Annotated in this window: 12 protein-coding genes; 7 read left to right on the forward strand and 5 right to left on the reverse strand. The window is 34.4% G+C overall.

From position 1 onward, the window contains the following. Window positions 1-1,101, reverse strand: a 1,101-nt coding sequence (locus tag EYY60_RS05880) for a Gfo/Idh/MocA family protein (RefSeq protein ID WP_132988461.1), incomplete at its 3' end; no start/stop codon positions are given. Window positions 1,102-1,486: 385 nt separating this feature from the next. On the opposite strand from EYY60_RS05880, the gene EYY60_RS05885 reads away from it, so the two are divergent. Continuing rightward, the gene (locus EYY60_RS05885) at window positions 1,487-3,418 is read left to right on the forward strand and encodes an amino acid permease (protein WP_132988462.1); all 1,932 of its coding nucleotides are present in this window, start codon (window positions 1,487-1,489) and stop codon (window positions 3,416-3,418) included. 190 nt (window positions 3,419-3,608) lie between these two features. On the opposite strand, the gene EYY60_RS05890 is transcribed toward EYY60_RS05885, so the two are convergent. Further along, entirely contained in the window at window positions 3,609-4,853 is a 1,245-nt protein-coding gene (locus EYY60_RS05890; protein ID WP_132988463.1) for an aminotransferase class I/II-fold pyridoxal phosphate-dependent enzyme, read from the reverse strand. Between the two features lie 359 nt (window positions 4,854-5,212). On the opposite strand from EYY60_RS05890, the gene EYY60_RS05895 reads away from it, so the two are divergent. The 3 genes from EYY60_RS05895 to EYY60_RS05905 all read left to right on the forward strand — a co-directional run bounded on the left by EYY60_RS05895 (window position 5,213) and on the right by EYY60_RS05905 (window position 8,399). Further along, complete coding sequence (locus EYY60_RS05895; RefSeq protein ID WP_132988464.1) at window positions 5,213-5,671, forward strand: Lrp/AsnC family transcriptional regulator; 459 nt, start codon at window positions 5,213-5,215, stop codon at window positions 5,669-5,671. 381 nt (window positions 5,672-6,052) lie between these two features. After that, on the forward strand, window positions 6,053-7,456 hold the full coding sequence (gene lpdA, locus EYY60_RS05900) for a dihydrolipoyl dehydrogenase (RefSeq protein ID WP_132988465.1): 1,404 nt from the start codon (window positions 6,053-6,055) through the stop codon (window positions 7,454-7,456). A gap of 400 nt (window positions 7,457-7,856) precedes the next feature. Beyond that, window positions 7,857-8,399 carry a lipocalin family protein gene (locus EYY60_RS05905; protein WP_132988466.1) on the forward strand — a complete coding sequence of 181 codons (543 nt, stop codon included), beginning with the start codon at window positions 7,857-7,859 and terminating at the stop codon, window positions 8,397-8,399. Window positions 8,400-8,453: 54 nt separating this feature from the next. Here EYY60_RS05905 and EYY60_RS05910 read toward each other — a convergent pair whose 3' ends face one another. Both EYY60_RS05910 and EYY60_RS05915 read right to left on the reverse strand, forming a co-directional pair. Further along, the gene (locus EYY60_RS05910; protein WP_132988467.1) at window positions 8,454-8,831 is read right to left on the reverse strand and encodes a DoxX family membrane protein; all 378 of its coding nucleotides are present in this window, start codon (window positions 8,829-8,831) and stop codon (window positions 8,454-8,456) included. A gap of 209 nt (window positions 8,832-9,040) precedes the next feature. Then, window positions 9,041-9,931: a DUF4349 domain-containing protein gene (locus EYY60_RS05915; protein ID WP_132988468.1), complete on the reverse strand. Its 891-nt coding sequence runs from the start codon at window positions 9,929-9,931 to the stop codon at window positions 9,041-9,043. A gap of 332 nt (window positions 9,932-10,263) precedes the next feature. Here EYY60_RS05915 and EYY60_RS05920 point away from each other — a divergent pair, with 332 nt between their 5' ends. The 3 genes from EYY60_RS05920 (at window position 10,264) to EYY60_RS05930 (ending at window position 15,171) form a co-directional block, all read left to right on the forward strand. Next, on the forward strand, window positions 10,264-11,562 hold the full coding sequence (locus tag EYY60_RS05920) for an anthranilate synthase component I family protein (RefSeq protein WP_132988635.1): 1,299 nt from the start codon (window positions 10,264-10,266) through the stop codon (window positions 11,560-11,562). A gap of 199 nt (window positions 11,563-11,761) precedes the next feature. Then, the gene (gene tilS / locus EYY60_RS05925; RefSeq protein ID WP_132988469.1) at window positions 11,762-13,072 is read left to right on the forward strand and encodes a tRNA lysidine(34) synthetase TilS; all 1,311 of its coding nucleotides are present in this window, start codon (window positions 11,762-11,764) and stop codon (window positions 13,070-13,072) included. Next, window positions 13,072-15,171 (forward strand): protein-disulfide reductase DsbD family protein, encoded by a 2,100-nt coding sequence (locus EYY60_RS05930; RefSeq protein WP_132988470.1) that lies wholly within the window; start codon window positions 13,072-13,074, stop codon window positions 15,169-15,171. The genes tilS and EYY60_RS05930 overlap by 1 nt, the downstream gene beginning before the upstream one ends. A 242-nt stretch (window positions 15,172-15,413) precedes the next feature. Here the strand turns inward: EYY60_RS05930 and EYY60_RS05935 are convergent, their stop codons facing one another. Continuing rightward, entirely contained in the window at window positions 15,414-16,739 is a 1,326-nt protein-coding gene (locus EYY60_RS05935) for an ammonium transporter (protein WP_132988471.1), read from the reverse strand. Window positions 16,740-16,951 lie beyond the last annotated feature (212 nt).

The raw sequence follows: 16,951 nt of genomic DNA on the forward strand, positions 1-16,951 counted from the left end.
AACATCTTTAATTCCTTCTTCGCCAGTAATATGATTTGGAAGTTTTTGGTTTGCTAAAATCACTTTGCAAATTTCATCCATTTGGGTTTGTTGTTGATTGATAACCGGAAAATTAAATGGTTTTCCATCAAATCTTTTGCCTATAAATGGTCCGTAGCTTACAGCAGGACTCATCTCGAAGAAACCTTCATCGGCAGCGGCATAAAAACGGTCAATGCCAAAACCACACGAACTGCTGCAATTCGCAACGGCACCACTCGGAAATTCCATTTGCCAAGTGATGTTTTCTTCAACCTGAGAAAATTTGTTTTTGTAATTTACATGTCCAAATTGAGCTGTAACTGCGATTGGTTCTTCACCTAAAACATAGCGAGAAACCTGAATACAATAAATACCTAAATTAGTCAAACAACCGCCACCGGCCAATTTTTTATTCTGTCTCCATTCATTGCGGGCGTTTAGATCAACCGGCTTATTTATGTCACGAACATCATAAGTACTATAACCTAAACCTGTTTCAATATAGCGAACTTGTCCCAAAACTTTTTCTTGTCCGAGACGTTTTATTTCTAAATGATTTGGTTCGTAATGCAAGCGATATCCCATTGCCAATTGTACGTTATTATCATTACAAGCTTTAATCATTTCTTCGCAATCTTCGGCAGTAATTGCCATTGGTTTTTCGACAATAACATGTTTTCCAGCTTTTGCAGCGCGTACAGTAAATTCTTTATGAAGTGCATTTGGAGTTACAACATATACTAAATCAATATCTTTATTTTTTACGATTGAATCGAAATTTTCGTAGTTGTAAATGTTCTTTTCGGGAATATTATATTTCTTTTTCCAAATTTCAGCTTTAGAAGGCGTTCCTGTAATAATTCCTGCAAGTTGGCAATATTCAGAAACCTGAAGGCCTTCAGCTAGAAGTGAGGCATAATTTCCTAGCCCGCATAAAGCAATATTTAATTTTTTTCCAGTGTAAGGTTGATGCAATTTTTCTGTTTCGGTGATAAAAGACGGAAGCGTAGTCATGACAACCGAAGCTCCAACACCAAGCCCAAATTTGTTTACAAAAGAACGTCTCGTGATTTTTTCCATTAAATGATTCTTTAAAATTAAATACTTCTAATTAGTAAGCTCGTTTTGATAAATGTTACATTTGTGTTTTCGATTTAACCGCAAAGAGCGCAAAGAATTACGCAAAGTTCACAAAGATTTTATTTCTCTCGCAGATTTGACAGATAATGCAGATTTTTGTTGTGATGGAAATATTTATGCAGATTTTTAAATTAAATCTGTTCAATCTGCGAGAGAAAATTTAAAGACAAAGATTTGAAAAGAATAATTCGTGAATTCGTGGCGAAAAAAAATCACAAAAAAACAAAATGGTTTTATATATTTGATTTCAAGATATTTTTTGCATTATTTGCAAAATAAAACCAGAACGACTGAATTAAATTAATTAATAATAGCAAAAACATATATGGCATTATCAGGTTTATTCCGAAAAAAAACGGTACAGGATATTCTCAAACAAGTTGCTAAGAACGAAGCAGATGGACATGAGGTATTAGGAAAACACCTTACAACCAAAGATTTAACTGCTTTCGGAATCGCTGCAATTGTTGGTGCAGGTATTTTTAGTACCATTGGAAAAGCGAGTGCAGATGGAGGACCAGCCGTAATATTTTTGTTTCTTTTTACGGCTCTTGCGTGTAGTTTTGCTGCTTTTGCTTATGCCGAATTTGCTTCAATGGTTCCGGTTTCAGGAAGCGCTTATACCTATTCTTATGTTGCTTTTGGAGAAATCATTGCGTGGATTATCGGATGGGCTTTAATCATGGAATACGCCGTTGGAAATATAACCGTAGCGATATCATGGAGTGATTATTTTACGGGACTTCTCCAGAGTGGCGGTATCCATTTGCCACAATGGATTCAGATGGATTACCTGACAGCTTCAAATGGATTTAATGATGCGGAGGCTTTAATGCGAGGCGGAAAATCATTTGAAAATTTGAGTGCGGCTTTACAGCAAGCTCATACAGCTTGGACAACAGCGCCAACAATAGGCTCTTTCCATTTTGTAACTGATTTGCCTGCTTTATTCATTATTATTCTAATTACAGCTTTGGTTTACAGAGGAATGAAAGAATCTCGTAATGCAAGTAACTTAATGGTTGTTGTAAAACTTTGTGTGGTTCTTTTGGTAATTGCAGTTGGAGTATTTTATGTGGATACAGCAAACTGGGATCCGTTTGCGCCAAATGGAGTAGGAGGAGTTCTTAAAGGGGTTTCAGCTGTTTTCTTCGCTTATATTGGTTTTGATGCTATTTCGACTACGGCAGAAGAATGTAAAAATCCGCAACGTGATTTGCCACGCGGTATGATGTGGGCGATTATTATTTGTACACTTTTATATATTGCCATTGCGCTGGTTTTGACTGGAATGGTAAAATATCACGAATTAAATGTTGGAGATCCTCTAGCGTTTGTTTTCGATAAATTAAATTTAAAATGGATGTCGGGAATAATTGCCGTAAGCGCAGTTGTGGCAATGGCAAGCGTTTTATTGGTTTTCCAAATGGGGCAGCCTCGTATTTGGATGAGTATGAGCCGTGATGGTTTATTGCCAAAGAAATTCTCAACTGTTCATCCAAAGTTTAAAACGCCATCTTTTGCGACTATTGTAACAGGATTTGTAGTAGCAGTTCCAGCATTATTCTTAAACTTGACAATGGTGACCGATTTATGCAGTATCGGAACTTTATTTGCCTTTGTTTTGGTTTGCGCGGGAGTTCTGGTATTACAGGACAAAAAAGATATTCCGAGAGGAAAATTCAAAACGCCTTATATCAACGCAAAATTTATTCTTCCGGCTTTAATTATTGCAGGCTTGTATTATGCTTTTGCTTTTAACAACAAAGCAACAATGGCTTTTATCAATAACGAAGCACAAATAAACGATGCTACAACTATTATTACCTCTTTAAGCAAAGAAGAATCAGCGCAAGTATTTACGTATTTAGAAAGTATCGATGTACATAATAAAACTTCAGAAACTTCAGATTTGGAACATTTGTTAAGCCAATATCAAGATGACGAAACAAAATACGCTGAAGTTGTAAAAGGCCTTCCAATTAGTGATTCAGTAAAATACGAATCAGGTTTTAGTTTGTTCAAACACAAAATTCCAATGTGGATTTTCCTTTTCGTTTTAATTGGATTAGCCGTTTGGGCATTCAGAAAAAATCTTTCTTTGATTCCGCTTTTAGGATTAATCTGCTGTCTGTATATGATGGCCGAATTAAGTGTTTGGAACTGGATTTATTTCACGATTTGGTTAATAATCGGATTGGTAATTTATTTTACTTACAGTAGAAAAAATAGTAAACTAAACGTAGGGAGTTATTAATTGTGAATTATAAATTATAAATGGAAAAGCCGTTCTGAAACTAAATCAGAACGGCTTTTTATTTTTGCCACAGATTATAAAGATTAAAATGATTTTTCACGCAGATTCGGCAGATTATTTTGATTTTTTAGAAAATAAATCTGCGAGCCTCTGCCCAAATCTTTTTAAATCTGCGTGAAATAAAAAAAAATTAGCGTACTTCTGCGAGAACTTCTTTGCGAATCTTTGCGGAATCTAAAACCCCAAGCTCAATCATACAAGCTTTCATCATTTCATAAGTACGCTGAATATCATTATCTAATCCAATCGAAAAACGAATCAAACCATCTGTCAATCCCATTTCTTTTTGTTCTTCCAACGGAATCTCACTAGAAGTAGAAGTTCCCGGCGCGCTGAATAACGTTTTGTAAAAACCTAAACTTACGGCCAAATATCCAAGATTTCGTTCCTGCATTAATTCCATTAATTCATTGGCTTTTTCCAAAGTCCCAACATCAATTGTCAGCATTCCTCCAAAACCATATTCCGGATTAATCATCGTTTTGTACAATTCATGACTTGGATGGCTTTTCAATCCAGGATAAACCGTTTTTAATCCGTCTTTTTCAAATTGATCGGCCAAGAAATGAGCGTTATGGCTGTGTTGTTTAATTCTAATATGAAGCGTACGCAAATTTTTCATCACAGAAGCCGAACGTAAACTATCCATTGTTGGTCCCAAAAGCATACTCGCTCCTGAATTCACATTTTTCAAAGAATTAATAAATTCTTTCGATGCACAAGTCACACCACCAACTGTATCGCTGCTTCCGTTAATGTATTTTGTCAAACTATGAATTACAATATCAGCCCCTAATTTTGCTGGCGAAACTGATAAAGGTGAAAACGTATTATCAACAACCAATTTCAAATTATGTTTTTTAGCAATTTGCGCTAGACCAGCAATGTTTGCAACCTCAAGAAGTGGATTGCTCACAGTTTCGCAATACAAAACCTTGGTTTTTGGTGTAATTGCAGCTTCTACAGCACTCAGTTTTGTAATATCAACAAAGCTTGTTTCGATGCCAAATCTTGGCGTAAAGTTTTTCAAAAACGCGTAAGTTCCGCCATAAATAGTTCGGCTCGAAACAATGTGATCGCCCGCGCCGCACAATTGCAATAGAGTAGGCGTAATCGCTCCCATTCCAGAAGCTGAAACATTTGCCGTTTCCGTGCCTTCCATTGCTGCCAAAGCTTGATCTAAATACAAATTGCTTGGCGAAGAATGGCGTGAATACAAATAACAGCCTTCCATATTGCCTTCAAAAGTATCGAACATGGTTTTAGCCGAAAGAAAAGTATAAGTCGAAGAATCAGAAATCGATGGATTCACGCCGCCAAATTCTCCAAAGTATTGCAAATCCTGAATTTTGTCTGCTGGGTTGAAGTTTTTCATAGTAATTAGTTTTTTGTTTTAAGTTTCAGGTTTCAAGTTGTTTGACCATAAACCTGTGTTTTCATATAGATTTTTAGAAGCTGTCTCCTGCTATCCGCTATATCTTTTATGGCGAACCCCGCCATAAAAGGATGTCGCTTCTATCAGGGCTAGGGCACTCGTTTTCAAAAGAAATTTTATTCAAAGTAAGATTGAATTAGAAAAATAATCAATAAGTTGTTTTTAAATTAGATTTTAAAACTATAAAAATGCATTTGTTGTGTTTTTTAATCTAAATTTGATTCAAAAAATATAAGGAAATAGATTTTCTTTCATTTAAAAAGAAACTATCAACAATCAACTAAAAAACATCAACCAAAATGATTCTTGACGAAATAGATAAAAAACTCCTCGTTTTACTTCAAACCGATAGTAAAAAGACGAACAAAGAATTGTCTTTAAAACTCAATCTTTCTGTGACAGCAGTTTATGAGCGAATCAAAAAGTTAGAGAGAGAGGGAATAATAAAAAACTACGTAGCTTTAGTAGATAAATCCAAAATTGAAAAAGGATTTGTAGTTTTTTGCCATTTAAAACTCATTCAGCATACCAAAGAATTCTTAACTAAATTTGAAAGCGAAGTCATCAAGCTAAACGAGGTTTTAGAATGCCATCATGTAAGCGGTGATTATGACTATATTCTGAAAGTTCTGGTAAAAGATATGGAAGCGTACAGGGAATTTTTAGTTACAAAACTTACCTCTTTGCAACATATTGGAAGTACACAAAGTATGTTTATGATTAGTGAAGTGAAGAACTCGACGGTGATTTCTTTTTAGGAAGGTTCAAAGGTTCAGAGTAGCAAAGGTTCAAAGGTTTTTCTTTAGAGACGCACAGTCGTGCATCTAACGTTTAGTTTGTCATTTCGACTGAAAGGAGAAATCGCACTAGGATGTCGACAGAGATTAAAAATATACTTTGCGGATTTTCGTGTGCGATTTCTCCTTTCAGTCGAAATGACAAACTTTATATAAAGCTTTGCGACTCCGCGTCTTTGCGAGACTAAAAAAAACAAAAAACTTAGCGACCTTCGCGTAATTCTTAGCGCTCTTTGCGGTAAAATCTAAACCCAAAATTTCACACAAAAAACATTGAAAATTAAACTTTAAACAGAACTTTATTCCTTAATTTTGTAACCGCTAAAATAAAAACAAAATACTATGAGTTCATTTGACGTAGTCATTATAGGTTCAGGTCCTGGAGGATATGTATCAGCAATTCGTTGCGCACAATTAGGTTTCAAAACTGCAATTGTAGAAAAATATAATTCATTAGGCGGAACTTGCCTTAACGTAGGTTGTATCCCTTCAAAAGCATTATTATCATCTTCACATCATTATTCAGAAATCGCTCATTTTGCAGATCACGGAATCGAAGTTTCTGGCGATGTAAAAATCAATTTAGAGAAAATGATTGCCCGCAAACAAGCTGTTGTTGATCAAACTGTAGGCGGAATCAATTATTTAATGGATAAAAACAAAATCACTGTTTTCAATGGTTTAGGTTCTTTCGTAGATGCAACTCACATTGCCGTTGCAAAAGCTGACGGAACATCAGAAACTATCGAAGCAAAATATACTGTAATCGCTACAGGTTCAAAACCATCTTCTTTGCCATTCATTAAAATTGATAAAGAAAGAATCATCACTTCTACTGAAGCTTTGGCTTTAAAAGAAGTACCAAAACACTTAGTTATCATTGGTGGTGGAGTTATCGGAATCGAGCTTGGACAAGTTTACCTTCGTCTTGGTGCTCAAGTTTCTGTAGTTGAATTCATGGACAGAATCATTCCAGGAATGGATGGAGCTCTTTCTAAAGAATTGACTAAAGTATTGAAAAAACAAGGAATGAAATTCTACGTTTCTCACAAAGTAAAATCAGTTGAAAGAAACGGTGATGCTGTAGTAGTTCAAGCTGAAAATGCAAAAGGAGAAACTATTACTCTTGAAGGAGATTATTCATTAGTTTCTGTTGGTCGTCGTCCTTATACAGACGGATTAAACGCTGACAAAGCTGGAGTTAAAATTTCAGACAGAGGACAAGTTGAGGTAAACGATCATTTACAAACTAGTACTCCAAATATTTATGCAATTGGTGATGTTGTTCGTGGAGCAATGTTAGCACACAAAGCAGAGGAAGAAGGAGTAATGGTTGCTGAAATTTTAGCAGGTCAAAAACCACATATTGATTACAACTTAATTCCTGGTGTGGTTTACACTTGGCCAGAAGTTGCTGCAGTTGGACAAACTGAAGAGCAATTAAAAGCAGCCGGAGTTGCTTACAAATCTGGAAGTTTCCCATTCAAAGCTTTAGGGCGTGCAAGAGCAAGTGCTGACTTAGACGGATTCGTAAAAATCCTTGCGGATGAGAAAACAGATGAGGTTTTAGGGGTTCACATGATTGGTGCTCGTACAGCAGATTTAATTGCTGAGGCGGTTACAGCAATGGAATTTAAAGCTTCTGCTGAAGATATTTCAAGAATGAGCCACGCGCACCCAACTTTCGCGGAAGCGGTAAAAGAAGCAGCATTGGCGGCTACAGAAAATAGAGCTTTACACGTATAAATTTTTACGTAAATCATATTTTAAATACCCGTCAGAAATTAATTTTGACGGGTTTTTTATTGTTTCATTTTTGTATGGAATATTTAGGTTTGGTTATGTTGTGTAGTCCCTACAGGACAAGTTGTAATTGTGTTAATATTCTTTTCTACCAACATATAATCTCTCCGAGATAATAATCTTTCGTAATCTATTTTTTTATTGAATATCTGGTTTAACTCCGCTAAGAGTTTAATATTGGTAGAACAAAATTAATGGGAATGAAATGTCCCGTAGGGACTAAATGTTTTTACAACTAAATGCGAAAAATATTTTAATTCGAAAAATATAAAATCAAAGAAAAATTTTGTAAATTAGATGTGTATTTCAGATGTTATCTTTATGATAATTAAAAGATAACATTATGAGAAATAAATATATAGCTCCAGTTCTTCTTGGAGCAGGAATTGCGGCAGTACTTTATTCCTGCAGTTCTACAATTCCTAAAAAAGCGGTTGCCGTCACCAACTTTGATAAGGCAAAATATTTAGGAAAATGGTATGAAATCGCAAGGTTAGATTATAAATGGGAAAAAGATTTAAATAACGTCACCGCCGAGTATTCGCTGAAGGACAATGGCACTATAAAGGTTGATAATAAGGGCTATGATGTCAAAAAAGACAAATGGGAGGAAAGTATCGGGAAAGCCAAGTTTGTCAAAAAGGACAATGTTGGTATGCTTAAGGTTTCATTTTTTGGTCCTTTTTATGCTGGGTATAATGTTATCGCAGTAGATCAAGATTATAGATATGCTCTTGTTGCAGGCGAAAGTTTGAAGTATATGTGGATACTTTCAAGGGAAACTAGTATTCCTGAAAGCGTTAAAGCTGATTTTCTGATTAAAGCCCAAGAAATTGGATATAAAATTTCCGATCTAATTTGGGTAAAACATGACAAAACAAATTAAAAAGAAACCCGATACTTTAAGGTATCGGGTTTTTTATTTCTAAAGGAAAATGAATTAAGCTGTAAAAACACTTTTGTAGTTATCCCAATATCTGTAAATCAAAAATAAGTTGCCTAAAAACAACAATCCTGCAATTGGCAAGCCATCTGGAGTCAGGAAATAATTGATAAACAAGATATTTACCGTAATAGGCAAGATCAAAATATTAGCTAATGTTACATAACGTCCCGTTACAAATGCAATTCCGCAAAGCAATTCAATTGATTTAGCCAAGGGCATTAAATAAGTAGAAGCCATTAAACCTGTATTAAAGGCTTTAAAATCATTATTGGTTGCTGGTTCTGCTGGCATTAAGTGAAAGAAAAAACTAATAGAAGCAAAAAGCAGCAAAAGACCAATTAAAACACGGACAATAATAGTAGCAATTTTCATAATACTTAGGATTTTTAAATAAGTTAAAAAATATAAATAATGTGCTTGGAAATCGTCTAATGTAAATTTCTCATAAACAGAATTGGTGTTTTGATTCTGTTTTATTGAGGATTTTTCAATTGATCTGACCTTGTTTTGGGATTAATTGAAATCTATATCAAATATAACGATTTTTTCATTATTAAATTGCTATTTTATTAACACTTTTCTTATTTCTTGATATATTTTTTGTAGAGAAAAAAACCTCCAAGGCTTATTAAAATGATTGGCCAAATATTAATAAAGAAAATCAAGATGGACTCTAGAATGTACCAACCACTTTTTAAAGCATCAATGGCCTGGATTCCTAAATTAGGTTTATAGGCAGCACTGTCCTTTTCGCTAGCCATAATCTCTTGTCTGGTGGTTTCGTTTTGATAAAGTTGCAACGTAATGGTGCTAAAGTTGACTTGATCCTGCAAAGAGAGGTTTTCAATGGTGCTATTGTCTTTTTCGGCTATTTTATTTGCTAATGTGTTTTCGGCTTCAACAATGTCATTGATTTTTTTGCCTTTTGAATCAATTGCATTTGCGACTCTTTTTTCAGAAATACTGTTTCTTTTTTGCGAAAGCTGATTGGCTAGCATTTTTATAGAAACATCATCGGCTTTGATTACTCTGAAATCTAAAAAGTCAATTTGTTTGGCAATTGTTTTTATTACGGTGTCCAATTGTGTATTAGGAACTCGGATAGTGATATTGTTTTCGACAGAATATTTTGTGGTTTCTAAAGTGCTGTCTTGGCTGATTTTTGTCTTAATCTGATTATGAATATTGCTTTGAAGATTAGTGTAAGTCACAAATCCACCGAATTTTTGCGTAGCATTTTCAATTGCATAAGTAGATTTGACGACATTTTTAACCTTAAACTTGATATCAGCGGTTCGAATGAATTTCTGTTTGCTGTCCTTTTTCTCCACCGCAGCCGATGATGAAATTGCAGTGCTGTCCATGGCAGTCTCTGCTGAAGCTTCGCTCGTGGCGTAATCTGCTTTTTTGCAGGAAAATAATACAAGAATAAGAATTAAGGTAGTCAAACCTAATTTTGCAGTTGTTTTCATAAAATTTTTAAAATTTGATTAATAAATAAAATATTTACACGATGTAAATACGGTTTGTTGTTAAAATTTTAGAGTAGTTTTTAATCAAATGGCGAATTTTATGAATTAGTGTTAAAATCGATATACTAAAAAGTGTGCCAATATTTTTTTGTTAATTTATTTTAAACCATTAAGGCATTAAGCTTCATAAAGCGGTGGTCTTAATTTTCTTGACTATACAAGGGAATTAAGCTTAGAATTTAGAACTTGATTTTCTTAATGTCTTAATGGTAAAAAAAAAATTAATGAAGGATTTTTTTGTCGTAATTTTGAAGCTTAAAATTTATACTTCTTTGAGAGTTTCTATTCATAAACATATTTCCAATCCAGAACAATTCAAACAACAGCTTTTAGTTTGGTCGCAACAGTTTCGCGAGATTGTTTTTCTGGACAGCAATTCATATCCTCAGGAATATTCAAGTTTTGACTGTCTTCTGGCTGTTGACGCGTTTACGTCTGTAAAAACCGATTTCCAAAATGCTTTTGAAGATTTGAAACAATATCAGCAAACCACAAAAGATTGGCTTTTTGGTTATCTTTCCTATGATTTAAAAAATGATATTGAAGATTTAAAATCAGATAATTTTGATGGACTTGATTTTCCGGATTTGTTTTTCTTTCAGCCAAAAAAAATATTTTTATTGAAAGAAAATCAGCTTGAAATTCAGTATTTATTACTTTGTGATGATGAACTTGAAGAGGATTTTAATGAAATAGTAGAAAGTCAATCCCGAAGCTTCGGGACGAAAGTCAAAAGTATGCCGTCTTTAGAAATTCAACAGCGAATTTCGAAAAATTTGTATGTTGAAAAAGTAAATAAAATGCTGAAACATATTCATAAAGGTGATATGTATGAAGGCAATTTTTGCATGGAATTTTTTGCTGAAGATGCAATCATCAATCCGCTGGAAAAATTTCAAAAATTGAATGAAATATCAAAAGCACCGTTTTCGGTTTTCTTTAAAAACAATAAACAATTTCTGCTTTCAGCTTCGCCAGAAAGATATCTGAAAAAAGTGGGAGAGAAAATAATTTCGCAACCCATAAAAGGAACTTCAAAACGTTATGCTGATCTTTCAGAAGACGAAAAATCAAAGAATTTTTTAGAAAACGATGTAAAAGAACGCGCAGAAAATATCATGATTACTGATTTGGTCCGGAATGATTTATCGCATACAGCGCAAAAAGGATCTGTTGAGGTAGAAGAACTTTGTGGAATTTATTCTTTTCTTCAAGTGCATCAAATGATTTCGACGATAATATCAAAACTAGACAAGCAATATTCGCCAATTGATGTTTTAAAAACAACTTTCCCAATGGGGAGCATGACTGGAGCACCAAAGATTTCGGTAATGAAAATCGTTGAAAATTTGGAAGAAACCAAACGCGGTCTTTATAGTGGCGCAATTGGCTATTTTACTCCCGAAGGCGATTTTGATTTTAATGTCGTAATCAGAAGTATTTTATACAATCAAGAAAAAAAATATGTCTCGTTTTCTGTTGGAAGTGCCATCACATCCCTTTCAATTCCTGAAAAAGAATACGAAGAATGTTTGTTGAAGGCCAAAGCAATGCATGAAGTTTTGCAATAAATTTTTCACGCAGATTTAGCAGATTAAAGCAGATTTAAACGGATTTTATTAAAATTAATTTGCGTAAATCTGCTTAGATCTTTTTTAAATCTGCGTGAAAAAATAATTCGTGCTAATTTGTGCAATTCGTGGCAAAGAAAATATTAGACTTAACATTTCGTTTAAAAATAGATAGAATTTAATTTTTTACATTTATCAAATGTTTTCAAACTTTCAAAATCATATCATTTCCCGTTTCCCTTTTTTGGCAGAAAAAAAGCTTTTTCTGGCTGTCAGTGGAGGATTAGACAGTATGGTTTTGTTGCATTTGTTGAAAAAAATGCCTTATGAAATTGCGGTTTTGCACTGTAATTTTCAGCTTCGCGGATTAGAAAGTTTTGGTGATCAAGAATTTATTCAGAATTACTGCAAGCAAAACAATATTCCGTTTTTTACCACTCAATTCGATACCAAAGCTTTTTCTGAAGATTATAAATTATCGACACAAGTTGCCGCGAGAGAGCTTCGCTACAATTGGTTTTACGAGATTTTGGAAGAAGAAAATTTCGATTATATTTTAACAGCGCATCACGCTGATGATAATCTGGAAACCTTTTTAATCAATCTAACTCGCGGGACAGGATTAGACGGATTAACTGGAATTCCGGAACAAAATGAAAAAATAATTCGTCCGCTTTTGCCTTTTTCTAGAGAGGAAATTCTGAAATATGCCGAAGAAAATGATATTGAATGGCGTGAAGATAGTAGCAATGCTTCGAATAAATATTTACGAAATAAAATCCGTCATGATTTAGTTCCGATTTTAAAAGAAATCAATCCGAACTTTTTGAATGCTTTCCAGAAAACGCAATCGTACTTGCAGGAATCGCAAGAAATGGCTGAAGATGCGTCGATTATGATTTATCAGCAGGTGGCGAAAGAAGAAGGAGAAGATATTCATTTCGATTTAAATCAGCTTAAAAAACTTCCTAATTATAAATCGTATTTGTACCAATGGCTGAATGAATTTGGTTTCACAGCATGGAATGATATTTACGATTTGGTAAACGGACAATCTGGGAAACAAGTGCTTTCAGAAGAATTCAGATTGCTTAAAAATAGAGAAACTTTGATTTTGTGCCCCATTTCATACGAGCCTAAAAACGAAGAATTTGAAATTCATGAAAATGAGACAGAAGTTAATTTTCCCTTAAAAATGAGACTTTGTAACGTAGGTCACATAAGTATAGCGTCAAATAAGTCTATATTTGTGGATGCTGAAAAAATCCAGTTTCCTTTGATTCTACGTAAATGGACAGAAGGTGATGTTTTTCATCCTTTTGGAATGCAGGGGAAATCAAAGAAAGTGAGCAAGCTTTTTAAAGACGAAAAATTATCTCTGATTGAAAAAGAAAAAACATGGATTTTGTGTTCAGATGACCAGATAGTTTGGGTTGTTGGAATTAGGCAAGACGAACGTTTTAAAATTGAAAATACCACAAATAATATACTTAAAATAGAACTGCAATAATGAACTTTAATCAATACCGTCAAACGATAATGACAAAAAATTACTGGAGTAAATCCCTTTTATTTTTACTGTTTTTGCTTTTTTCTTTTGCAAAAAGCAACGCTCAAGTTTTAGAGCCAGTAAAATGGACTTCTAAAATTGAAAAAAAGGCAGGCAATAATGCCGTTTTGATTTTTGATGGAACAATTGAAAAAGATTGGCATATGTATTCGCAGTTCACGCCAGAAGGCGGGCCACTGGCATTGGAAATTGCTTTCAAAAATCAAAAAGGAAACTATGAATTAGTTGGAAAAGCAAAAGAAGGAAAAACCAGAACGGCATTTAATGATGTTTTTGGCGTTAACGAAACTTTCTTTGAAGGAAAAGCGCATATCGAGCAAGAAATCAAGATTATCAACCCAAATTTGAAAACTGTTGATGTAGAGTTTGATTTTCAGGTTTGTAAAGAAGTTTGCATCAATTCGAATAAAAAGTTCTCAATTGCAATTCCGTCGACTTTCAATATGGATGCAGTTCCGGCAGTAACAGAAGCGAAAAAAGACGAAACAAAAGTGCCTGGAATTGCAGTAGATACAATTGCAAAAGCGACTGATACAGCAAAAACTCAAGTTGTAAAATCAAATATTGAAGAGCCAATTTCTAAAGAAGATATGCCTGCTCCAGCACCATCAAGAAGTTTATGGTCTATCTTTTTCTTTGCTTTTTTAGGTGGTTTCGCTGCTTTATTTACGCCATGCGTTTTCCCAATGATTCCAATGACGGTGAGCTTTTTTACAAAACAAAGCAAAAGCAGAGCAAAAGGAATCAGAAACGCTATTATTTACGGATTATCAATCATTGCTATTTATGTAATTTTAGGGTTAATTGTAACTAAAATATTTGGTGCTGATGCTTTAAATGCGTTATCTACGGATGTTTGGTTCAATTTAATTTTCTTCGTGATCTTAATCATTTTTGCAACTTCATTTTTGGGAGCTTTCGAGATTATGCTTCCAAATTCATGGGCAAACAAAGCCGATCAGCAAGCTGACAAAGGTGGAATTATCGGAATATTATTTATGGCATTGGCATTGGCAATCGTGTCATTTTCATGTACGGGGCCAATTGTAGGGACATTATTAGTTGAAGCAGCTTCAAATGGAGGAATCGCACCTATTGTTGGAATGTTAGGTTTCTCTTCTGCATTGGCGCTTCCGTTTATGTTGTTTGCACTGTTTCCAGGATGGCTGAATTCATTGCCAAAATCTGGTGGATGGTTGAATACTGTAAAAGTGGTATTAGGATTTTTGGAATTGGCTTTGGCATTCAAATTCTTATCAAACGCTGATTTAGTATTGCAATTGCATTTCTTAGAAAGAGAAGTTTTCTTAGCAATTTGGATTGCAATTTTTGGAGCTTTGGCATTATATTTATTTGGAAAAATCACATTGCCTCACGATAGCCCAATTCAGCATATTTCTGTTGGAAGATTGTATTTAGGAATTCTATCTTTAATATTTACCATTTATTTGATTCCTGGACTTTGGGGTGCTCCGTTGAAATTAATCAGTGCATTTCCACCACCGCCACAATATAGCGAAAGCCCATTTGGAGTTGGGGGTTCTGGAAATTCTAATGTAACTTCTGGAGAGATAAAAGGTCTTCCTGAAGGGGCAGAATTAGGACCACATGGAATAATGGTTTTTCATGATTATGAGGATGGTCTAGCTTATGCAAAAGAAATAAACAAACCAATAATGCTTGATTTCACAGGTTATGCGTGTGTAAATTGCAGAAAAATGGAAAATAATGTTTGGTCAGATCCTTCGGTTTTGCCAATCTTGAAAAATGAAGTCGTTTTGATTTCTCTTTATGTTGACGACAAAAGAGAGCTTCCAAAAAATGAACAATTTGTTACAAAAGCTGGTGATGAAATTATTACGGTAGGGGATAAATGGACTGATTTTATGATTTCAAAATATAAAACCAATACACAGCCTTTATATGTGATTACGGATTTAGAAGGGAATAATTTGCATACTTCTAAGCCAACAATTAGCTATGTGAGTACAGCGGAGTATTTGCAATGGTTAAAAGAAGGAATTGCGAATTTTAAATAGTCTTTTTTTTAGAGGAAAAGAAAGATGCAAGAAGCAAGAGAATAGAAAAGATGCAAGAAGCAAGAGAATAGAAAAGATGCAAGAAGCAAGAGAATAGATATGAATGAAGAGATCTAAAGTCTACAATCTACAATCTACAATCTAAAATATACAGTAAGGATTAATATTAATTCAAATGAAAATCCCTCTAAGTTTTAGCTTAGAGGGATTTTTTTGTAAAGGCAAAAAGAGACAATTAATTATTATAAGTACTCTCCGTGTTGAGAGATGTCTAATCCTAATTCTTCTTTTTCTTCAGTAACTCTTAGTGGAGTAATTTTGTTTACAATGAAGAATAAAGCGTAAGAAGCACAGAATGCAAAGATTGATACAAGTACTAAAGCTTTCAATTGCGTTAGGAACAATGTTGCATCTCCAAAGATTAATCCTTCGTGGTCACCAACAATTGAATTTACGCTTTTAGAAGCAAAAACACCAGTCAATAACATTCCAACCATTCCACCAACACCGTGGCAAGCGAAAACGTCAAGAGCGTCATCGATTTTTCCTTTAGGGAATTTGCTCACAACAATATTACTGATTACCGCAGCGATGATACCGATTGCTAAAGCGTGAGGAATAGTTACGAAACCAGCAGCAGGAGTGATCGCAACCAAACCTACAACAGCTCCAATACAAGCTCCCATTGCAGATAATTTGTGTCCTAAAATTTTGTCAAGGAAAACCCAAGCCATAGCAGCAGAAGCAGCAGCGATTGTAGTAGTTCCTAAAGCTTGAGCGGCAAGACTTCCAGCTCCAGCAGCAGAACCTGCGTTGAAACCAAACCATCCAAACCATAATAAACCTGTACCTAATAATACGTAAGTAATTCTAGCAGGGTTTACTTTTTGAACTTTACGTTTTCCTAAGAAAATTGCTCCAGCCAAAGCAGCCCATCCAGCACTCATGTGTACTACAGTACCACCAGCGAAGTCAAGAACTCCCCATCCGAAGAATAATCCATCAGGATGCCAAGTCATGTGGCATAATGGAGCGTATATGAATAAGATAAATAAAACCATGAATAACAAGTAAGCCCAGAAGCGTACACGCTCTGCAAAAGCTCCCGTGATTAATGCTGGAGTAATGATTGCGAATTTCGCTTGAAATAAAGCAAAAAGAATCATCGGGATTGTTGGTGCAAGTTCCCACGCTGTGTTTGCGCTCACTCCCTGGAAAAATATATTTGAAGAAGGATCTCCAATGAAACCGCCTATAGATGGTCCAAAACATAATCCGAAACCAATTACTACCCAAAGTACTGTAACAATTACCATTGCCATGAAACTTTGAAGCATTGTGCTGATTACGTTTTTCTTGCCTACCATACCGCCATAGAAAAATCCTAATCCCGGAGTCATTAATAATACAAATGCCGTAGCAACAACCATCCATGCTGTATCACCCGTGTCTAATTTTAATTCAACAACATGAGCGCCTAATGTTTTTGATTCAGTAACAAATGAGATAGAAAAAATAGATAGTAACAAAATCGTGATGAGGATCACACTTAAAATAATTTTTCGCATAGTTATTTAGTTTTAAATTTTTTATAAAAGTATAAAATCATTCGACACCCCTATAAAAAATAGAGCCTATTGTTTAATTTTTGTTAATTTTTAAATTTGACCCCCTAAATTTTGCGTGTATATCTTAAAAAAGACTTAAATTTTACAATTTATTAATCTTAAAATGGGTAAAAGTTGTTATTTGTGCAGTTTTTGATGAAAAAAAGATACTA

The sequence above is a fragment of the Flavobacterium zhairuonense genome, from assembly GCF_004352915.1.
Classification (GTDB): Bacteria; Bacteroidota; Bacteroidia; order Flavobacteriales; family Flavobacteriaceae; genus Flavobacterium; species Flavobacterium zhairuonense.

Coding starts and splice junctions, on each gene's coding strand:
- EYY60_RS05885 (WP_132988462.1), top strand. CDS start 1,487: ATGGCATTATCAGGTTTATTCCGAAAAAAAACGGTACAGGATATTCTC.
- EYY60_RS05890 (WP_132988463.1), bottom strand. CDS start 4,853: ATGAAAAACTTCAACCCAGCAGACAAAATTCAGGATTTGCAATACTTT.
- EYY60_RS05895 (WP_132988464.1), top strand. CDS start 5,213: ATGATTCTTGACGAAATAGATAAAAAACTCCTCGTTTTACTTCAAACC.
- lpdA (WP_132988465.1), top strand. CDS start 6,053: ATGAGTTCATTTGACGTAGTCATTATAGGTTCAGGTCCTGGAGGATAT.
- EYY60_RS05905 (WP_132988466.1), top strand. CDS start 7,857: ATGAGAAATAAATATATAGCTCCAGTTCTTCTTGGAGCAGGAATTGCG.
- EYY60_RS05910 (WP_132988467.1), bottom strand. CDS start 8,831: ATGAAAATTGCTACTATTATTGTCCGTGTTTTAATTGGTCTTTTGCTG.
- EYY60_RS05915 (WP_132988468.1), bottom strand. CDS start 9,931: ATGAAAACAACTGCAAAATTAGGTTTGACTACCTTAATTCTTATTCTT.
- tilS (WP_132988469.1), top strand. CDS start 11,762: ATGTTTTCAAACTTTCAAAATCATATCATTTCCCGTTTCCCTTTTTTG.
- EYY60_RS05930 (WP_132988470.1), top strand. CDS start 13,072: ATGAACTTTAATCAATACCGTCAAACGATAATGACAAAAAATTACTGG.
- EYY60_RS05935 (WP_132988471.1), bottom strand. CDS start 16,739: ATGCGAAAAATTATTTTAAGTGTGATCCTCATCACGATTTTGTTACTA.